Here is a 14192-nt window from a genome sequence, read left to right on the forward strand (position 1 = left end):
CGCAATTATGCGCTACTTGAGGCAGTCGATCAGCGCCTGCTGCCAGTGCGGTAGCGTTACGCCCCACTCGCGGGCCAGGCGTGAGCAGTCCAGGCGCGAGTTGGCCGGCCGGCGCGCGGGCGTGGGGTATTCGCTGGAGGGGATCGGTAGCAGCTCGGCGCAGGACAGGCCGCGGGCCTTTAGCTGCTCGCCGATGGCTTGGGCAAAGCCGAACCACGAGGTCTGGCCTTGGGCGGCCAGGTGATAGGTGCCCCAGGCACCGGCCCGGCCAGCCTGCCAGCGCTCGATCAGCACGCGGGTGCTGAGGGCGATGGTCGTGGCCCAGGTTGGCGCGCCGATCTGGTCGTCGACCACTCGCAGTTGCGGTTTTTCCTGCAGCAGGCGTTGCATGGTCAGCAGGAAGTTGCGCCCGTGCAGCGAGTACACCCAGCTGGTACGCAGAATCAGATGTGCGCCGCCCACGGCAGCGATGGCCTGCTCACCGGCAAGCTTGCTGCGCCCGTAGACACCGAGCGGGTTGGGTACGTCCTGCTCGTTGTATGGCGTGGCCTTTTCCCCGTCGAACACGTAGTCGGTGGAGTAGTGAATCAGCGGTGCGCCAAGGCGCAGCGCTTCTTCGGCAAGCACGCCAGGGGCTTGGGCATTGATCGCAAAGGCGGTGTCCGGCTCGGTTTCGGCCTGGTCCACTGCGGTGTAGGCGGCAGCATTGATGATCAGCCCGGGGGCAAGCTGGCGCAGCGGTTCACGCAAGGCCTCGGGCTGTGCCAGGTCCAGTTGGTCGCGGCCCAGCAGGTGTATCTCGCCCAGGCCGGCCAACTGTGTTTTCAGCGCTTGGGCGACCTGGCCATTGTGGCCACACACGAGCACCCTCATGGGAACAGGTCCGCGTCAGCCAGCAGCGCGCCGGCCTGGTCCTTGGCCGACAGTTGCGGCGCTTCCACGCCCCAGTCGATGGCCAGCTGTGGATCATCCCAGCGGATGCAGCGCTCGGCGGCGGGGTTGTAGTAGTCGGTGGTCTTGTACAGGAAGTCCGCCGATTCGCTCAACACCAGGAAACCATGGGCGAACCCTGGCGGGATCCAGAACTGGCGGTGGTCTTCGGCGCACAGGCGGGTGGCCACCCAGCGGCCGAACGTCGGTGAGCTGCGGCGGATGTCCACGGCCACATCCAGCACTTCGCCCTGGACAACCCGCACCAGTTTCCCCTGGGGGTTATCGATCTGGTAGTGCAGGCCGCGGAGCACGCCGCGCTGTGAGCGGGAGTGGTTGTCCTGGACGAAATGGGCGTCAAAGCCCGTCAGCCGCGCAAACTCGCGGGCATTGAAGCTTTCGAAGAAAAAGCCGCGGCTGTCACCGAAGAGCTTGGGCTCGATGATCAGTACGTCGGGTATGTCTGTTGCGATTATGTTCATGGCAATTTTCTGACCAGTGTACTCAGGGGTGGACCGTACCGGCCTCGTTCAATGTAGCCGCCTTGGCGCTTTGCAGCCCGGATTGCCATCATGACCGAGCGTGAACGCACGATCATCATTTCATCATTGCCACTTGTGTATCGGCCTTGGCAGTGGCGAGATAAGCGAAAAGTAAAAGAGGTTCCATCTTCATGCCCCTCAGCACCCTGATCCAGCGTTCCAGCCTGCCAAGCCCTTCGCTCAGCGAAGCCCAGGCGCATGCCTTGCTTCAGGCGCATTACGACCTGGCCGGCAGCCTGACTACGCTGGGCAGCCAGCAAGACCTGAACTTGCGTCTGGATACGGGGCAGGAGCGGTTTGTGCTCAAGGTTTGCCATGGCAATTATGCCCAGATGGAACTGGAGGCGCAGCATGCGGCGCTGGCTTACCTGCGCGGGCAAGGGTTGCCGGTACCTGCCGTACGCCCGGCACGCGACGGCCAGTCGTTGTTGGCACTGGACATCGATGGCCAACCGCTGCGCGCCCGCCTGCTCGATTATATAGAAGGGCAGCCGCTGACCCGCCTCAAGCACATGCAGCCTCGCCTGATGGCCGAACTGGGCGCGCTGTGCGCCCGGGTCGACAAAGCCTTGGCCGATTTCGACCACCCAGGCCTGGTGCGCACCCTGCAATGGGACCCGCAGCACGCCCAGGCGCTGATCGAGCATTTGTTGCCAGTGCTGCAGGATGCCGGGCAGCGCGCCCGCCTGGAGCAGGCCACTGGCCTGGCCACCGCACACCTGGCACCGCTGGTGGACGCCTTGCCGAGCCAGGCCGTGCACCTGGACATCACCGATGACAATGCCGTCTGGGCCCGCGATGAGCAGCGCCAGTGGCAACTGCAGGGCATCATCGATTTCGGTGACCTGGTGCGTACCTGGCGCATCGCCGACTTGTCGGTGACCTGCGCGGCCTTGCTGCACCATGCCGAAGGCGACCCGCTGCGCATCCTGCCGGCCGTGCGCGCTTACCAGGCCCTCAACCCGCTGAGCGAAACCGAGTTGCGCGCCCTGTGGCCGCTGGTGCTCAACCGCGCTGCCGTGCTGGTGCTCAGCAGTGAGCAACAACTGGCCGTGGACCCGGGCAACCAGTACATCCGTGACAACATCGCCCATGAGTGGGAGATCTTCGATACCGCTACCGCCGTGCCTTTTGCCCTGATGGAAGCGGCCATTCTGCAGGCCGCCGGCATCGAACCGAGCCGACCGGACCTCGCCGATTGCGCCCTGTTGCTGCCGGACCTTGCCCGTGAGGCGGTAACGCGCGTCGACCTGGGCGTGCTCAGCCCCCACTGCCAGGCCGGTAACTGGGAGCAGCCCGGCTTCGATCAGCGTCAGCTGACGGCGCAGCCCGCGCCTGCTTGCAGCCTGCATGGCCAGTATCGCCTGTCGCAAACCCATATCGACCGCCCTGACGAGCCGGCCACCTGCGCCCTGGGCGTCGAACTGCACGTGCCCAACGGCAGTGCGGTACAGGCCCCGCAAGCCGGGACCTGGCAGCGCCACGGCGATGGCCGTGGCTGCTTGCGCACGGCACAGTGGGCCTTGTGGCTCAGTGGCCTGGAAGATACCCCCGCAGACGGGCAGGCCGTGGCCAAGGGGCAGGCGCTGGGCAGCAGCTGTGGTTTTCTCAGTGTGCAGCTGTGCCTGGACGCCAGCATCCAGCCTCCGCTGTTCGCTGCACCTTCCCAGGCTGCCGCCTGGCTGGCGCTGTGCCCCTCGCCTGCAGCTTGGCTGGGTTTCGACTGCGATGCCGAGCCGCTGGCCGACCCTCAGGCATTGCTGGCCCGCCGCGACGCCAGCTTTGCCCGCTCGCAGAAGCACTACTATGCACAGCCACCACACATCGAGCGCGGCTGGCGCAACTACCTGATCGACATGCAAGGCCGCTCCTACCTCGACATGCTCAACAACGTCGCGGTACTCGGCCATGGTCACCCTCGCATGGTGGCCGAGTCGGCACGGCAATGGTCGTTGCTCAATACCAACTCGCGCTTCCATTACGCGGCCATTGCCGAGTTTTCTGAACGCCTGCTCAAGTTGGCGCCGGCGGGCTTTGACCGAGTGTTCTTGGTCAACAGTGGTACCGAGGCCAACGACCTGGCCATTCGCCTGGCCTGGGCCTACAGCGGCGGTCGCGACCTGCTCAGCGTGCTGGAGGCCTACCATGGCTGGTCGGTGGCGACCGATGCCATTTCCACCTCTATTGCCGACAACCCGCAAGCCCTGGAAACCCGGCCCGACTGGGTACACCCCGTCGAGGCGCCGAATACCTTCCGTGGCCGCTACCGTGGCGCAGACAGTGCCGGTGACTACCTGCGCGACGTCGATGCCAAGCTTGCCGACCTCGATGCCCGTGGCCGTCAGCTGGCCGGCATGATCTGCGAGCCGGTTTACGGCAACGCCGGTGGTATCTCGCTGCCTGCGGGTTACCTGAAAGAGGCGTATGCCAAGGTCCGTGCCCGCGGCGGTGTGTGCATCGCCGATGAAGTGCAGGTGGGCTATGGCCGCCTGGGTGAGTACTTCTGGGGCTTCGAGGAGCAGGGTGTGGTGCCCGACATCATCACCATGGCCAAGGGTATGGGCAACGGCCAGCCACTGGGGGCGGTGATTACCCGGCGCGAGATTGCCGAGGCGCTGGAGGCGCAGGGCTACTTCTTCTCCTCGGCTGGCGGCAGCCCGGTGAGTTGCCGTATCGGCATGGCGGTGCTGGACGTGATGGACGAGGAGGGGTTGTGGCAGAACACCCGCGAAACCGGGCGGTATTTCAAAGCGCGCCTGCAAGCGTTGGTCGATAAACATCCGCTTGCCGGTGCCACGCATGGTTCGGGGTTCTACCTGGGCCTGGAGCTGGTGCGTGACCGCCAGACGCTGGAGCCGGCCACCGAGGAAACCATGGTGCTGTGCGACCGCCTGCGTGACTTGGGGATCTTCATGCAGCCGACCGGCGACTACCTGAACATCCTCAAGATCAAGCCGCCGATGTGCACCACGCGCGCCAGCGTGGACTACTTTGTGAACAGTGTGGACCGCATCCTGTCCGAAGGGTTGTAAGCATCAGCGATGCCGCTCATGTCGATTGTTATCGGCCTGAGCGGCATTTTTATCAGCCGTTCAGCATTTTCATCCTTTTAATGCCGATATATATCGGTTATAAAATCGGCATCCAAATTGACCATCGGCCTAGGGCCTTTGCAGAGGTTACCCATGAAAACCCTCAACTCCACCCCCCGCGCCGACGGTTTCCACATGCCCGCCGAATGGGCGCCGCAAAGCCAGGTGTGGATGGTCTGGCCCGAGCGTTCGGACAACTGGCGCCTGGGAGGCAAGCCTGCCCAGGCTGCCCACGTCACCCTGGCCAAGGCCATCGCCCGCTTCGAGCCGGTTACCGTTGCTGTTTCTGCCGGCCAGTACGAAAACGCTCGCCGTCAGCTCGACCTGCCCAACATCCGTGTGGTGGAAATCAGCAACGACGACGCCTGGGTGCGTGATACCGGCCCGACCTTCGTCATCAATGATTCGGGCGAAGTGCGCGGTGTGGATTGGGGCTTCAACGCCTGGGGCGGCTTCGACGGCGGCTTGTACGCGCCGTGGAACCGCGATGAGGAGCTGGCAGCCAAGGTGCTGGAAATGGAGCGTTGCCAGCGCTACCAGACCGAAGGCTTCGTGCTTGAGGGCGGCTCGATCCATGTGGACGGTGAGGGCACCCTGATCACTACCGAAGAGTGCCTGCTCAACCGCAACCGCAACCCGCACCTGAACCGTGAGCAGATCGAAGAGATCCTGCGTGAGCACCTGGCGGTGGAGACCATCGTCTGGCTGCCCGATGGCCTGTACAACGACGAAACCGATGGCCACGTCGACAACTTCTGCTGTTACGTCAGCCCAGGCGAAGTGTTACTGGCCTGGACCGATGATTCCAACGACCCCAACTATGCGCGCTGCCATGCTGCCTATGATGTGCTGAAAAACAGCCGTGATGCCAAAGGCCGCGAGTTTGTGGTGCACAAGATGCCCATTCCTGGCCCGCTGTTCGCCACTGAAGAAGAGTGCGTCGGCGTCGATCAGGTGGTCGGTAGCCAGGAGCGAGACCCGTCTGTACGCCTGGCCGGGTCCTACGTGAACTTCCTGATCGTCAACGGCGGCATCATCGCGCCAAGCTTCAATGACCCGGCAGATGCCCAGGCCAGAGCCATTCTGGCCAAGGTCTTCCCGGACCACGAAGTGGTGATGATCCCCGGGCGTGAGCTGCTGCTGGGCGGTGGCAACATCCACTGCCTGACTCAGCAGCAACCGGCGCCGGTCAAGCGCTGAAGCAACGCTGCAGAAAAAGCCCGTCGCCTGACGGGTTTTTTTGGGCCGCGACGTCCGGCATGTCGAAATGGCATATGTTTTGTATTGTTTTCAGGGAGTTAACTCAGCAGTACGGTCACTCCGTTCTGTAACAATCAAGACGTAGATTAGCCGCTCACGGGGTAAGGAGTACGTGTAGACATGAACACAGCAAGTGAGACGGCTTTGCGCCCATCGGCAGTAAATCACCAAGCGCTGAAAACCTTGGCACATTGGTTGAAACACCATGGAAGCAATCGGGTCAGGACGACCGACCCACGACGTTTGCTGGATGGCCGCTACCCGCAGGGCCTGATCAGCGATGCGGAGCTGGAAGCGCTGCTGGGCGTGTGGCACTGAACAGGGCAGGAGCCCGCACCACCCTTGAGAAACGCCACCGCACTTGCGGTGGCGTTTTCATTTGTGGGGGCCAAGGCCGGCCCTGTAACACTTAATCCCAGAATTGCCCTACGCGACAAAGCGACTTACCTGGCCCAAGATAAATTGCCCGCTGATAGCGCGAACATGCAAGGAAATGCCCTGTTCGATCGCATTATTTTGGTTATATCGACCTGCATTTCACGAGTTTTTGACATTTGTAATCGCACGCGGCTAGGATTCGGCCAACGCCTGCTGGCCATGACCTGGCCATGCTGCTGCACAAGGCCCGCCACACGACCATTGGCGGGCCTTTCAGTTCGGATCCGCATAGCGTCGAACCTACGAAGGGGCGTTGGTTCCTGGCGTCATATTGCAGAGCGTTTTTGATTACGAAATAAGGAAAACAAGATGTTGAAAACCAGGATCAGCCTGGTCGCTTTGGCGATGATCGCCGCGACCCAGGCCCAGGCCAACGAGCAGGCCGAGAGCAAGGGCTTTATCGAAGACAGCCACGCAAACGTTCTTCTGCGTAACGCTTACATCAACCGTGACAAGAAACACGGTACCGATGACCAGATCGAATGGGGCCAGGCGGCAATCGCCAACTTCTCCTCTGGCTTCACCCAAGGCACCGTGGGCGTGGGCGTTGACGCGTTCGGCCTGTATGCCGTACGCCTGGACGGCGGCAAGGGCCACAATGGTGGCGCTGGCGTTGACTTCTTCAAGCCAGGAAACACCAAGAACGCCGACGGCAACGCCAGCGGCCCGCATGACCTGGCCCGTGCCGGCGCGGCTGTGAAGTTCCGCATCTCCAACACCGTGCTCAAGTACGGTGACCAGATGCCGTCCCTGCCAGTGCTGCAGTACGATGATGGCCGACTGCTGCCAGAAAGCTTCACCGGTACCCTGATCACCTCCAAGGAAATCCAGGGCCTTGAGCTGAACGCCGGCCGCTTCACCCAGGAAGCGCGCAAGAGCGCCGAGCGTCGTGACGGTGGCGGCCTGAAGTCGATCAACGTCTTCGGCGGCAGCTACAAGTTCACCGACAACTTCACCGCTTCGCTGTACACCGCAGACAACGAAGACGTGATGAAGAAGCACTACCTGGGCCTGAACTACGTCTTCCCGATCGCCGACGACCAGTCCCTGACCCTGGACTTCAACGGCTACAAGTCGGACATCGACAAGCAGTACGTCCAGGCTGCCGGCCTGAACGGCGACTCCAACACCATCTGGAGCCTGGCCGCGACCTACGCCTACGGTGCACACTCGTTCACCCTTGCGCACCAGCGCAGCACCGGCAGCACCGGCTACAACTACGGCTGGTACCAGAACGAAGGTGGCGTGGGTGACGGTGGTTCGACCATCTACCTGGCCAACTCCTACTGGTCCGACTTCAACGCCGAAGACGAGCGTTCCTGGCAGCTGGGCTACGGCCTGGACTTCGGTGCCTACGGCATCCCGGGCCTGACCTACAAGTTGGCCTACGTGGTGGGTGACAACATCAACACCCGCAACAACGCTAACCCGCAAGGTTTCGGCGAAGGCAAAGAGCGCGAGATCTTCAACCAGATCCGCTACGTCGTCCAGGACGGCCCGGCCAAGGACCTGTCGATCAAGCTGCGCAGCTCGTTCCTTCGCACTAACAACGCTGTACAGCAAAACGGCTACAACGACGACGGCAACGAAGTCCGCGTATTCGTCGAGTACCCGATCAGCATCTTCTGATACTGACCCCGCCGGGGCTGCCCTGCAGCCCTGTCGTGACAATGGCCGCGCTACGCTCTGCGTGTAGGAGCGGCCTCGTGTCGCGAAAGGGGCGCAGCGCGCCCCCCGATCCTTCAAGCCCACTCCGCCCCTATGGCTTACCAAGGCTTATGCTATGTACGCCGTCGCCTACAGTGCCTGCTCGCTTTACCCGAACATACTTATCCGGTTGCACCTGCCTGGCCCGAGGAACCTGTCGGTGACGCTGAGTACGACGTTCTGAGGCTTGCATCTTCAGCGCTGCCTTGGAGGTGCATTAACACCGCTTATCCCTTCAGGCATCAGGGTCTTTGGTTTCCTCTCTGGTCTCGTATACGTTACATAAAGCACTTTTTGTTACGGATACAGGACATGGACCACGTTTTGATCACCGAGCGCCTGGCGACCCAAATGCGTGCTCGCCGGATGAACCTGGGGCTTACCCAAATGCAGCTCGCGCATCGTGCAGGCCTTCCCCGGCAAAAAATCATAGCCATGGAAAAGGGCAGTCTTTCGGTAGCCATAGCAGCCTACGCCAAGGCGCTCGGTGCATTGGATTGTGAGCTTCAGGTGGTACCCGCCGTGATGCCCACGCTGGACCAGATTCAGGGGATGTTTGAATGAGTGCTTTCTTGAAGGTTGCCACTCCCCAGGGTGATAGCGGCACGATTCTGTTCAGTAATGGCGACTACCTTTTCCGCTATTTAAAGCCCGCCCTACGGAATAATTGGACTCAAATGTTTGACCGTAACTGCAGACGGCCTATGCCGCGGTTGTTTCTTTTCGGCGTACCGGTGTTGCTGGCGCCACCGCTGTTTCCCCCGTCTCCGGTGCAAAGCTGTCGCTGCGCGCCATCCGCCACATCCGCGCATAGAACTCGCTTTCGATCGAGCCGCTGAGCAATTCGCCGGGCTTGAGGAACTGATGCAAATCCGAAAACAGGCTGATCTCGCTGGTGCTGATGCGCCGTGCCAGGTGCTTGGGCTTGAGCTCCGACGGGTGCTCCAGGCCGGCGGCCGCCAGCATCTCGGCCAGGGCGTGGAGGGTGTTGCGGTGGAAGCTGGCGACCCGCTCGGCCTTGTCCGGCACCACCAGCGCACGCTGGCGCAACGGGTCCTGGGTGGCCACACCGGTCGGGCACTTGTTGGTATGGCAGCTCTGCGACTGGATGCAACCGATGGCGAACATGAAACCGCGCGCCGAGTTGACCCAGTCGGCGCCGATGGCAAGCACGCTGGCGATATCGAAGGCGCTGACGATCTTGCCCGCCGCACCGATACGGATGCTCGAGCGCAGGTTCAGGCCTACCAAGGTGTTGTGCACGAACATCAGCCCTTCACGCATGGGCACGCCCATGTTGTCACTGAACTCGCGCGGCGCCGCGCCGGTGCCGCCTTCCTTGCCGTCGACGACGATGAAGTCCGGGGTGATGCCGGTGGCCAGCATGGCCTTGGCGATGCCCATGAATTCCCACGGGTGGCCCAGGCAGAACTTGAAGCCCACGGGTTTGCCACCGGACAGCTCACGCAGTTCAGCGACAAAGTGCAGCAGCTCCAGCGGCGTGCGAAAGGCACTGTGCGCCGCCGGTGAGATGCAGTCCTCGCCCACACGCACGCCGCGAGTGGCGGCGATTTCAGCGCTGACCTTGTGCCCTGGCAGAATGCCGCCGTGGCCGGGTTTGGCGCCCTGGCTGAGTTTGATCTCGATCATCTTCACCTGCGGGTCGCGGGCCTGGGCGGCGAAGCGCTGCGGGTCGAAGCGGCCTTGCTCGGTACGGCAGCCGAAGTAACCACTGCCGATTTCCCAAATCAGATCGCCGCCATGCTCACGGTGGTAAGGGCTGATGCTGCCTTCACCGGTGTCATGGGCAAAGCGGCCCATGCGCGCGCCGCGGTTCAGCGCGGCGATGGCGTTGGCGCTAAGTGCGCCGAAGCTCATCGCCGAGATGTTGAAGATCGACGCCGAGTAGGGCACCCGGCACTGCGGCCCGCCAATGGCGATACGGAACGAGGCAGGGTCCGGGGTTGCCACCGGCACCATCGAATGGCTGATGAATTCGAAGCCGGGTTTATAGGCATCGTTGAGTGTGCCGAAGGCTTTCTCGGCGCTTTCGTTCTTGGCCCGGGCGTAGACCAGCGACCGTTGCGAACGGGAGAAGGGCAGCTTGTCGTCATCGCCTTCTATCAGGTACTGGCGGATCTCCGGGCGGATGGTTTCGATCAGGTAGCGGATGTTGCCCAGGATCGGGTAGTTGCGCCGTACTGCGTGATGGCTCTGGCGCAGGTCGTTCAGGCCAACCAGGCTGAGCAGGGCGGTGATCACCGTCAGCGGCCAGAGCCAGGTGAGCGTGGCAAGCAGGGGAAGGCTGGCACAGGTGAAAATCAGGCAGATGGCCAGGCAGGCGTAACGGCTGGGTAGAGAGTGTTTCATGGGTCCATCGCAGGCAGGATGACCGGGGCAAGGATAGGGAAACTGGGCGCGCGGAAAACTATGGCAATTGGTAAAACACTGTTACCTGATGACGGGCTGGGGTGTGGTTGTGCGCGATTCCTGGAATTAAATGGACTCTGGGTTGAGAGTGACGGGGTGAGTGCTGGGCAACGGACGTGGACGGGGCCGGCTATGCGATCTGGGATGCCAATCGTCGCGTACGAATGATTCTTATCTGTCACAAGGGCATCATGGATACCTTGACTGATGGACAGAAAGCGCAGCTTCGCGCAATCAAGAAAGGGGAAGTATTGGAAAATAATCTCTTCGACCGTCTAGTGGAAAGCATGACAAAGATGGATGAGATCGATCGCGGTGAGCGCCAGCCTTCGCGCGAGTTCCACGTTGATGCGGTTCAGGTCAAAAAAATCCGCCAAGCAACGGGTCTCTCCCAGGCTGCCTTCGCCAAACGCATCAATGTTGCTGTAGGGACCCTACGGAATTGGGAACAAGGCCGCCGCGAGCCAGAAGGCCCCGCTCGTGCTCTGCTTCGTGCAATACAGAACGACCCTAAGCATGTGCTTGCAGCATTGAGCTGACGTCTTCGGGGCAGCTTCAAGCCTTCCCTGTCCCTCCCAGTTAGTACCACGCTCCAACAATCCAGAACTAGGCTGAGAGCCACGTCACGCTTGGCCTCTAGCTTCGCAGGGCGTCTAGCCATCGCGACTTGTTGGGGGACGTCAGGGCAGAAGGTTGGCTTAGCCTGGGGAGTGACGCACCGCAGAGCGGCGTGACCTTCACAGAATAGCCATCACTTGATGCATCGCCAATTTGGCGATATCTTCAGATCATGTCTACCAAACACCGATTTCGTGACAAGTACCGCATCGAGCTAAGAGAGCGGGACCACTTACCGCCGCATGTGCACCTGACTGGTGGCGGTGTAGACGTGGTGATCAGCCTTGAATCTGTTGTCGTTACACAGGGCAAGGCACCAGCCAAAGTGGTGCAAGAGGCCCTAGCGTGGGTCGCGGCCAATCAGGCCGATCTGTTGAAGGAGTGGATGAAATGGCATCGATGAAGCGTCCCCGCCTGCGGGCTGTTCAGGCACGGCCCGGCGCACGGCTGGAGCTGACTTTTACCAATGGTCAGCGATTCGACTTGGATATGAGTGACGCGCTTGCCACGTATCCAGGCTTGGCACCTCTTGCCAAGCGTGAGGCGTTCCAAGGTGCTGTATTGGGTGACGGGGGCTGGTCAGTGGAATGGCCTGCGCTGGATATTCAAATCGGTGCAGACACCTTGTTGCTGGACGCCCTTGCCCAGACAGCGCCGGATGAAAACACGCGGATTTTCATCCGCTGGCGCCTGCGGCATCGGATGACGCTCGATCAGGCTGCCGAAGCACTGGGCGTTAGCGCACGTAGCATCAGCCGATATAGCAGTGGTCGAGAAGCTGTGCCGCGTACATTGGCGTTGGCCTGTTTGGGCTGGGAAACGTTGGGGCAGAAGGCTGCCTGAGCTTGGCGGGGCAGACCTGTTCTGGACAGCGAAAATAAAAAGGCCCACCTTACGGTGAGCCTCTTTTGATACTGCGTATGGTGCGCACCAGGAGTCGAAAAAACGTACAAATCCCTGAATTTTATGGATATTAATACTAACAAGCAGACCTGATATCTCTAAAAATACCTTATTGGCCTCTCGGTGCGTCGTTAAGTGAGATTCCATCTAATGCGGCCTGACTGCTTAAGCTGCCAAGCGTTGGGGGGCGGCATCTGCCTCCTAGATCATCATTGCCCCCAATGCCAATCCGTTATGGCATAGCCACCGTCGCTTTGCCACACCCACGATCTTTCAGTCGGGTAACGATGACCATGCGCAGTTGCTAGGCTGACGGATGTGATCTTGGCGGCTCTCCCGCAATCTGGAGGCTTGAATCCCTCAGGTCATCCCTTCGACCATCGCTGGTAGCGCAGCCTACCTAGCATCCTGCTATTGCCGATTGCGCCAGAGCGCTGATCATCGGGCAGCATCGAGCATCGAGCATCGAGCATCGAGCATCGAGCATCGAGCATCGAGCATCGAGCATCGAGCATCGAGCATCGAGCATGATCATGAAAGCTTCGCATGCCCAAGGTCGTGGACCGATTACCCTTTATGGGTAATTTTTTGCTTGACCAGATTACCCAGAAAGGGTAATTTGGGGTCTCTAATCTATTTAGCTGAGGTGACTTATGGAAATTCTAATGACTAGGAGCGCGGTGCATGAGCATGAAAAGCAAGCCATCTCACGATTTGGACGATGTTAAACAGCGGGTTTCAGTAAATAAGGCACCTGCGTTTACCAAGTCTGCTCTGGATGGCATTAAAGATTTGGATATGGTGTTAAGCACTGCGATCGATATAATTTGTGGTCTTTCTGTTCGGCAAAATTTTTATAAGTCCATGAGTACTTATACAAATTCTGCTGTTTGGCAAGACGTGTACTACGCGGAGGCTGCTGATGGCACCCCACTGTACATTAAGTTTACTTTGCACAATGATCGCACTGTTACTGTTATCTCCTTCAAGAGAAGAGAGTAAACATGAGCGAAAAAGTTTGTCATTGCTGTGGTGCAGCTAGTCTGCACCCCTTCAAAGACAGGAGCTATGAAATAGGCCGGGGGTCCCTGAAAAGGGACCTTCAGGGGCTTTCTGGATTTGAATGCCTTGAATGCGGCGAAATTGAGTTTGATGCTGATAGTGCAACGCGCTATTCAAATGCTTCCGATGAATCTGTTATAGAGACGCAAAAAGCAGTAGGCGTCTATATAAAACATGTCAGAAGTAATTTGAAAATCACACAGAAAGTTGCAGCGGAAAAGATTTCCGGCGGTGGGCATAACGCATTTTCTAGATATGAAAAAGCTGAGGTGGTTCCGGCAAAATCTTTAATCTTATTAATGTACTTGCTTGATAAGTATCCGAATCTAATTAACGATATAAATTCTTTTTCATTAGACGAATTAGTCGCTGGAGTTAGATCTAAGGCTTGATCTAGTACTCATGCTAGTAAGTCTTAGTGGTTAATTAGATTTGGGGTTGTTTGGGGGAGTATTTAATGGGTAGTGAGGAAGCTGTTAATAACCTTATTAAGATTATGCAGGATGGACTCAAACCGCAACTTCTTCGAGCAGGTGCTGCTGAAGGATTGGGTTATGCTGGAGGGCCAGTGGCTCGTAAAGCACTATCTAAAATAATGAATGATGGATTGAAACCTGACTTAATTCGGATTGCTGCGGCTAAAGCGCTTGGGTTTGCTAGCAAAGAGTAATCTTCTTTAGACAAGCTTTGTCGATTTCGTCTGCTGAATGCTATTGTCTAATGTAAGCAGTTAGCCCGCTTTGGCGGGCCTTCTGTATTCTTTGGAATGCCAAGTACTTGGCGACTAATCTATGCTAGGCTCTGTGCGAAAAGGTATGTCGCAAACACCGCATGGAACAAGCCAGTGAGACCATGGCGGCATAGCTTTTTGCGAGCTTGTCGAAGCGTGTCACGATGCGGCGGTTCTCTTTCAGCTGGCCAAACATGCGCTCGATGATGTTGCTCTGTCGGTACTTGGGCCGATCAGACAATCTGGGTAAGCCAGGCTTGGGTTTGCGCTTCATCGAGCGCATCGGGATGACGGGCTGAATTCGATATTGGTCGCAGTAGCGGCGTAGCCCTTGTCAGCAAGCAACCATTTGCAGCGTTTAATCGAGCATCCTTCACTTTCCTGGTAGGCCTTAAGCTAAGAGGAAAGTGAAGGAGTCAAGACCGGAGAACTCACGAGGATTCAACGAGGCAAAGCTTTCGTGCATAGAACAACCTTGCC

General features: G+C 59.3%; 15 protein-coding genes and 1 pseudogene. 11 read left to right on the forward strand and 5 right to left on the reverse strand.

From position 1 onward, the window contains the following. Positions 1–12: 12 nt before the first annotated feature. On the reverse strand, positions 13–873 hold the full coding sequence (gene rfbD / locus NGJ21_RS21330) for a dTDP-4-dehydrorhamnose reductase (protein WP_251962617.1): 861 nt from the start codon (positions 871–873) through the stop codon (positions 13–15). Beyond that, positions 870–1412, reverse strand: coding sequence for a dTDP-4-dehydrorhamnose 3,5-epimerase (gene rfbC, locus NGJ21_RS21335; protein ID WP_115273116.1), 543 nt, complete (start codon positions 1410–1412; stop codon positions 870–872). Before rfbC ends, rfbD begins: the two co-directional genes overlap by 4 nt. A 191-nt stretch (positions 1413–1603) precedes the next feature. Here rfbC and NGJ21_RS21340 point away from each other — a divergent pair, with 191 nt between their 5' ends. The 5 genes from NGJ21_RS21340 to NGJ21_RS21360 all read left to right on the forward strand — a co-directional run bounded on the left by NGJ21_RS21340 (position 1604) and on the right by NGJ21_RS21360 (position 8533). Next, complete coding sequence (locus NGJ21_RS21340; protein ID WP_251962618.1) at positions 1604–4504, forward strand: aminotransferase; 2901 nt, start codon at positions 1604–1606, stop codon at positions 4502–4504. A gap of 153 nt (positions 4505–4657) precedes the next feature. Further along, positions 4658–5764: an agmatine deiminase gene (gene aguA / locus NGJ21_RS21345; RefSeq protein WP_251962619.1), complete on the forward strand. Its 1107-nt coding sequence runs from the start codon at positions 4658–4660 to the stop codon at positions 5762–5764. A 180-nt stretch (positions 5765–5944) separates the two neighbouring features. Continuing rightward, positions 5945–6142 (forward strand): hypothetical protein, encoded by a 198-nt coding sequence (locus NGJ21_RS21350; RefSeq protein ID WP_012316698.1) that lies wholly within the window; start codon positions 5945–5947, stop codon positions 6140–6142. Positions 6143–6571: 429 nt separating this feature from the next. Continuing rightward, the gene (locus NGJ21_RS21355) at positions 6572–7891 is read left to right on the forward strand and encodes an OprD family porin (RefSeq protein ID WP_174141973.1); all 1320 of its coding nucleotides are present in this window, start codon (positions 6572–6574) and stop codon (positions 7889–7891) included. Between the two features lie 390 nt (positions 7892–8281). Beyond that, positions 8282–8533 carry a helix-turn-helix domain-containing protein gene (locus tag NGJ21_RS21360; protein WP_174141972.1) on the forward strand — a complete coding sequence of 84 codons (252 nt, stop codon included), beginning with the start codon at positions 8282–8284 and terminating at the stop codon, positions 8531–8533. Between the two features lie 138 nt (positions 8534–8671). Here NGJ21_RS21360 and NGJ21_RS21365 read toward each other — a convergent pair whose 3' ends face one another. Further along, positions 8672–10339 carry an FMN-binding glutamate synthase family protein gene (locus NGJ21_RS21365; protein ID WP_251962620.1) on the reverse strand — a complete coding sequence of 556 codons (1668 nt, stop codon included), beginning with the start codon at positions 10337–10339 and terminating at the stop codon, positions 8672–8674. A gap of 311 nt (positions 10340–10650) precedes the next feature. Here NGJ21_RS21365 and NGJ21_RS21370 point away from each other — a divergent pair, with 311 nt between their 5' ends. From NGJ21_RS21370 to NGJ21_RS21380, 3 genes are all read left to right on the forward strand, one after another. After that, positions 10651–10938, forward strand: coding sequence for a helix-turn-helix domain-containing protein (locus tag NGJ21_RS21370; protein ID WP_251962691.1), 288 nt, complete (start codon positions 10651–10653; stop codon positions 10936–10938). A 251-nt stretch (positions 10939–11189) separates the two neighbouring features. After that, complete coding sequence (locus NGJ21_RS21375; protein ID WP_204919159.1) at positions 11190–11420, forward strand: DUF4160 domain-containing protein; 231 nt, start codon at positions 11190–11192, stop codon at positions 11418–11420. Next, a complete protein-coding gene (locus NGJ21_RS21380) occupies positions 11408–11860 on the forward strand; it encodes a DUF2442 domain-containing protein (RefSeq protein ID WP_204919156.1) in 453 nt (150 codons plus the stop codon). Before NGJ21_RS21375 ends, NGJ21_RS21380 begins: the two co-directional genes overlap by 13 nt. A 460-nt stretch (positions 11861–12320) precedes the next feature. Here NGJ21_RS21380 and NGJ21_RS25900 read toward each other — a convergent pair whose 3' ends face one another. Continuing rightward, positions 12321–12455 carry a hypothetical protein gene (locus tag NGJ21_RS25900; RefSeq protein ID WP_286010443.1) on the reverse strand — a complete coding sequence of 45 codons (135 nt, stop codon included), beginning with the start codon at positions 12453–12455 and terminating at the stop codon, positions 12321–12323. Between the two features lie 149 nt (positions 12456–12604). On the opposite strand from NGJ21_RS25900, the gene NGJ21_RS21385 reads away from it, so the two are divergent. The 3 genes from NGJ21_RS21385 to NGJ21_RS21395 are packed head-to-tail and all read left to right on the forward strand — an operon-like array spanning position 12605 to position 13652. Continuing rightward, positions 12605–12922 (forward strand): type II toxin-antitoxin system MqsR family toxin, encoded by a 318-nt coding sequence (locus tag NGJ21_RS21385; RefSeq protein ID WP_251962621.1) that lies wholly within the window; start codon positions 12605–12607, stop codon positions 12920–12922. 2 nt (positions 12923–12924) lie between these two features. Beyond that, positions 12925–13374: a type II TA system antitoxin MqsA family protein gene (locus tag NGJ21_RS21390; protein ID WP_251962622.1), complete on the forward strand. Its 450-nt coding sequence runs from the start codon at positions 12925–12927 to the stop codon at positions 13372–13374. A 50-nt stretch (positions 13375–13424) separates the two neighbouring features. Further along, positions 13425–13652, forward strand: a complete 228-nt coding sequence (locus tag NGJ21_RS21395; protein ID WP_286010444.1) for a HEAT repeat domain-containing protein — start codon at positions 13425–13427, stop codon at positions 13650–13652. A 124-nt stretch (positions 13653–13776) separates the two neighbouring features. Here NGJ21_RS21395 and NGJ21_RS21400 read toward each other — a convergent pair. Then, a pseudogene (locus NGJ21_RS21400) lies at positions 13777–14072 on the reverse strand (transposase); the annotation flags it as partial. Between the last annotated feature and the right edge of the window lie 120 nt (positions 14073–14192).

Origin of the sequence: Pseudomonas sp. Marseille-Q5299, assembly GCF_943737035.1 — a bacterium.
Lineage (GTDB): Bacteria > Pseudomonadota > Gammaproteobacteria > Pseudomonadales > Pseudomonadaceae > Aquipseudomonas > Aquipseudomonas putida_E.

Excerpts from the sequence above, each read along its gene's own strand:
- NGJ21_RS21340 (WP_251962618.1), top strand. The coding sequence starts at position 1,604 with ATGCCCCTCAGCACCCTGATCCAGCGTTCCAGCCTGCCAAGCCCTTCG.
- NGJ21_RS21365 (WP_251962620.1), bottom strand. The coding sequence starts at position 10,339 with ATGAAACACTCTCTACCCAGCCGTTACGCCTGCCTGGCCATCTGCCTG.
- rfbC (WP_115273116.1), bottom strand. The coding sequence starts at position 1,412 with ATGAACATAATCGCAACAGACATACCCGACGTACTGATCATCGAGCCC.
- NGJ21_RS21355 (WP_174141973.1), top strand. The coding sequence starts at position 6,572 with ATGTTGAAAACCAGGATCAGCCTGGTCGCTTTGGCGATGATCGCCGCG.
- NGJ21_RS21380 (WP_204919156.1), top strand. The coding sequence starts at position 11,408 with ATGGCATCGATGAAGCGTCCCCGCCTGCGGGCTGTTCAGGCACGGCCC.
- NGJ21_RS21360 (WP_174141972.1), top strand. The coding sequence starts at position 8,282 with ATGGACCACGTTTTGATCACCGAGCGCCTGGCGACCCAAATGCGTGCT.
- aguA (WP_251962619.1), top strand. The coding sequence starts at position 4,658 with ATGAAAACCCTCAACTCCACCCCCCGCGCCGACGGTTTCCACATGCCC.
- NGJ21_RS21350 (WP_012316698.1), top strand. The coding sequence starts at position 5,945 with ATGAACACAGCAAGTGAGACGGCTTTGCGCCCATCGGCAGTAAATCAC.
- NGJ21_RS21390 (WP_251962622.1), top strand. The coding sequence starts at position 12,925 with ATGAGCGAAAAAGTTTGTCATTGCTGTGGTGCAGCTAGTCTGCACCCC.
- NGJ21_RS25900 (WP_286010443.1), bottom strand. The coding sequence starts at position 12,455 with ATGATCATGCTCGATGCTCGATGCTCGATGCTCGATGCTCGATGCTCG.
- NGJ21_RS21375 (WP_204919159.1), top strand. The coding sequence starts at position 11,190 with ATGTCTACCAAACACCGATTTCGTGACAAGTACCGCATCGAGCTAAGA.
- NGJ21_RS21385 (WP_251962621.1), top strand. The coding sequence starts at position 12,605 with ATGAGCATGAAAAGCAAGCCATCTCACGATTTGGACGATGTTAAACAG.
- rfbD (WP_251962617.1), bottom strand. The coding sequence starts at position 873 with ATGAGGGTGCTCGTGTGTGGCCACAATGGCCAGGTCGCCCAAGCGCTG.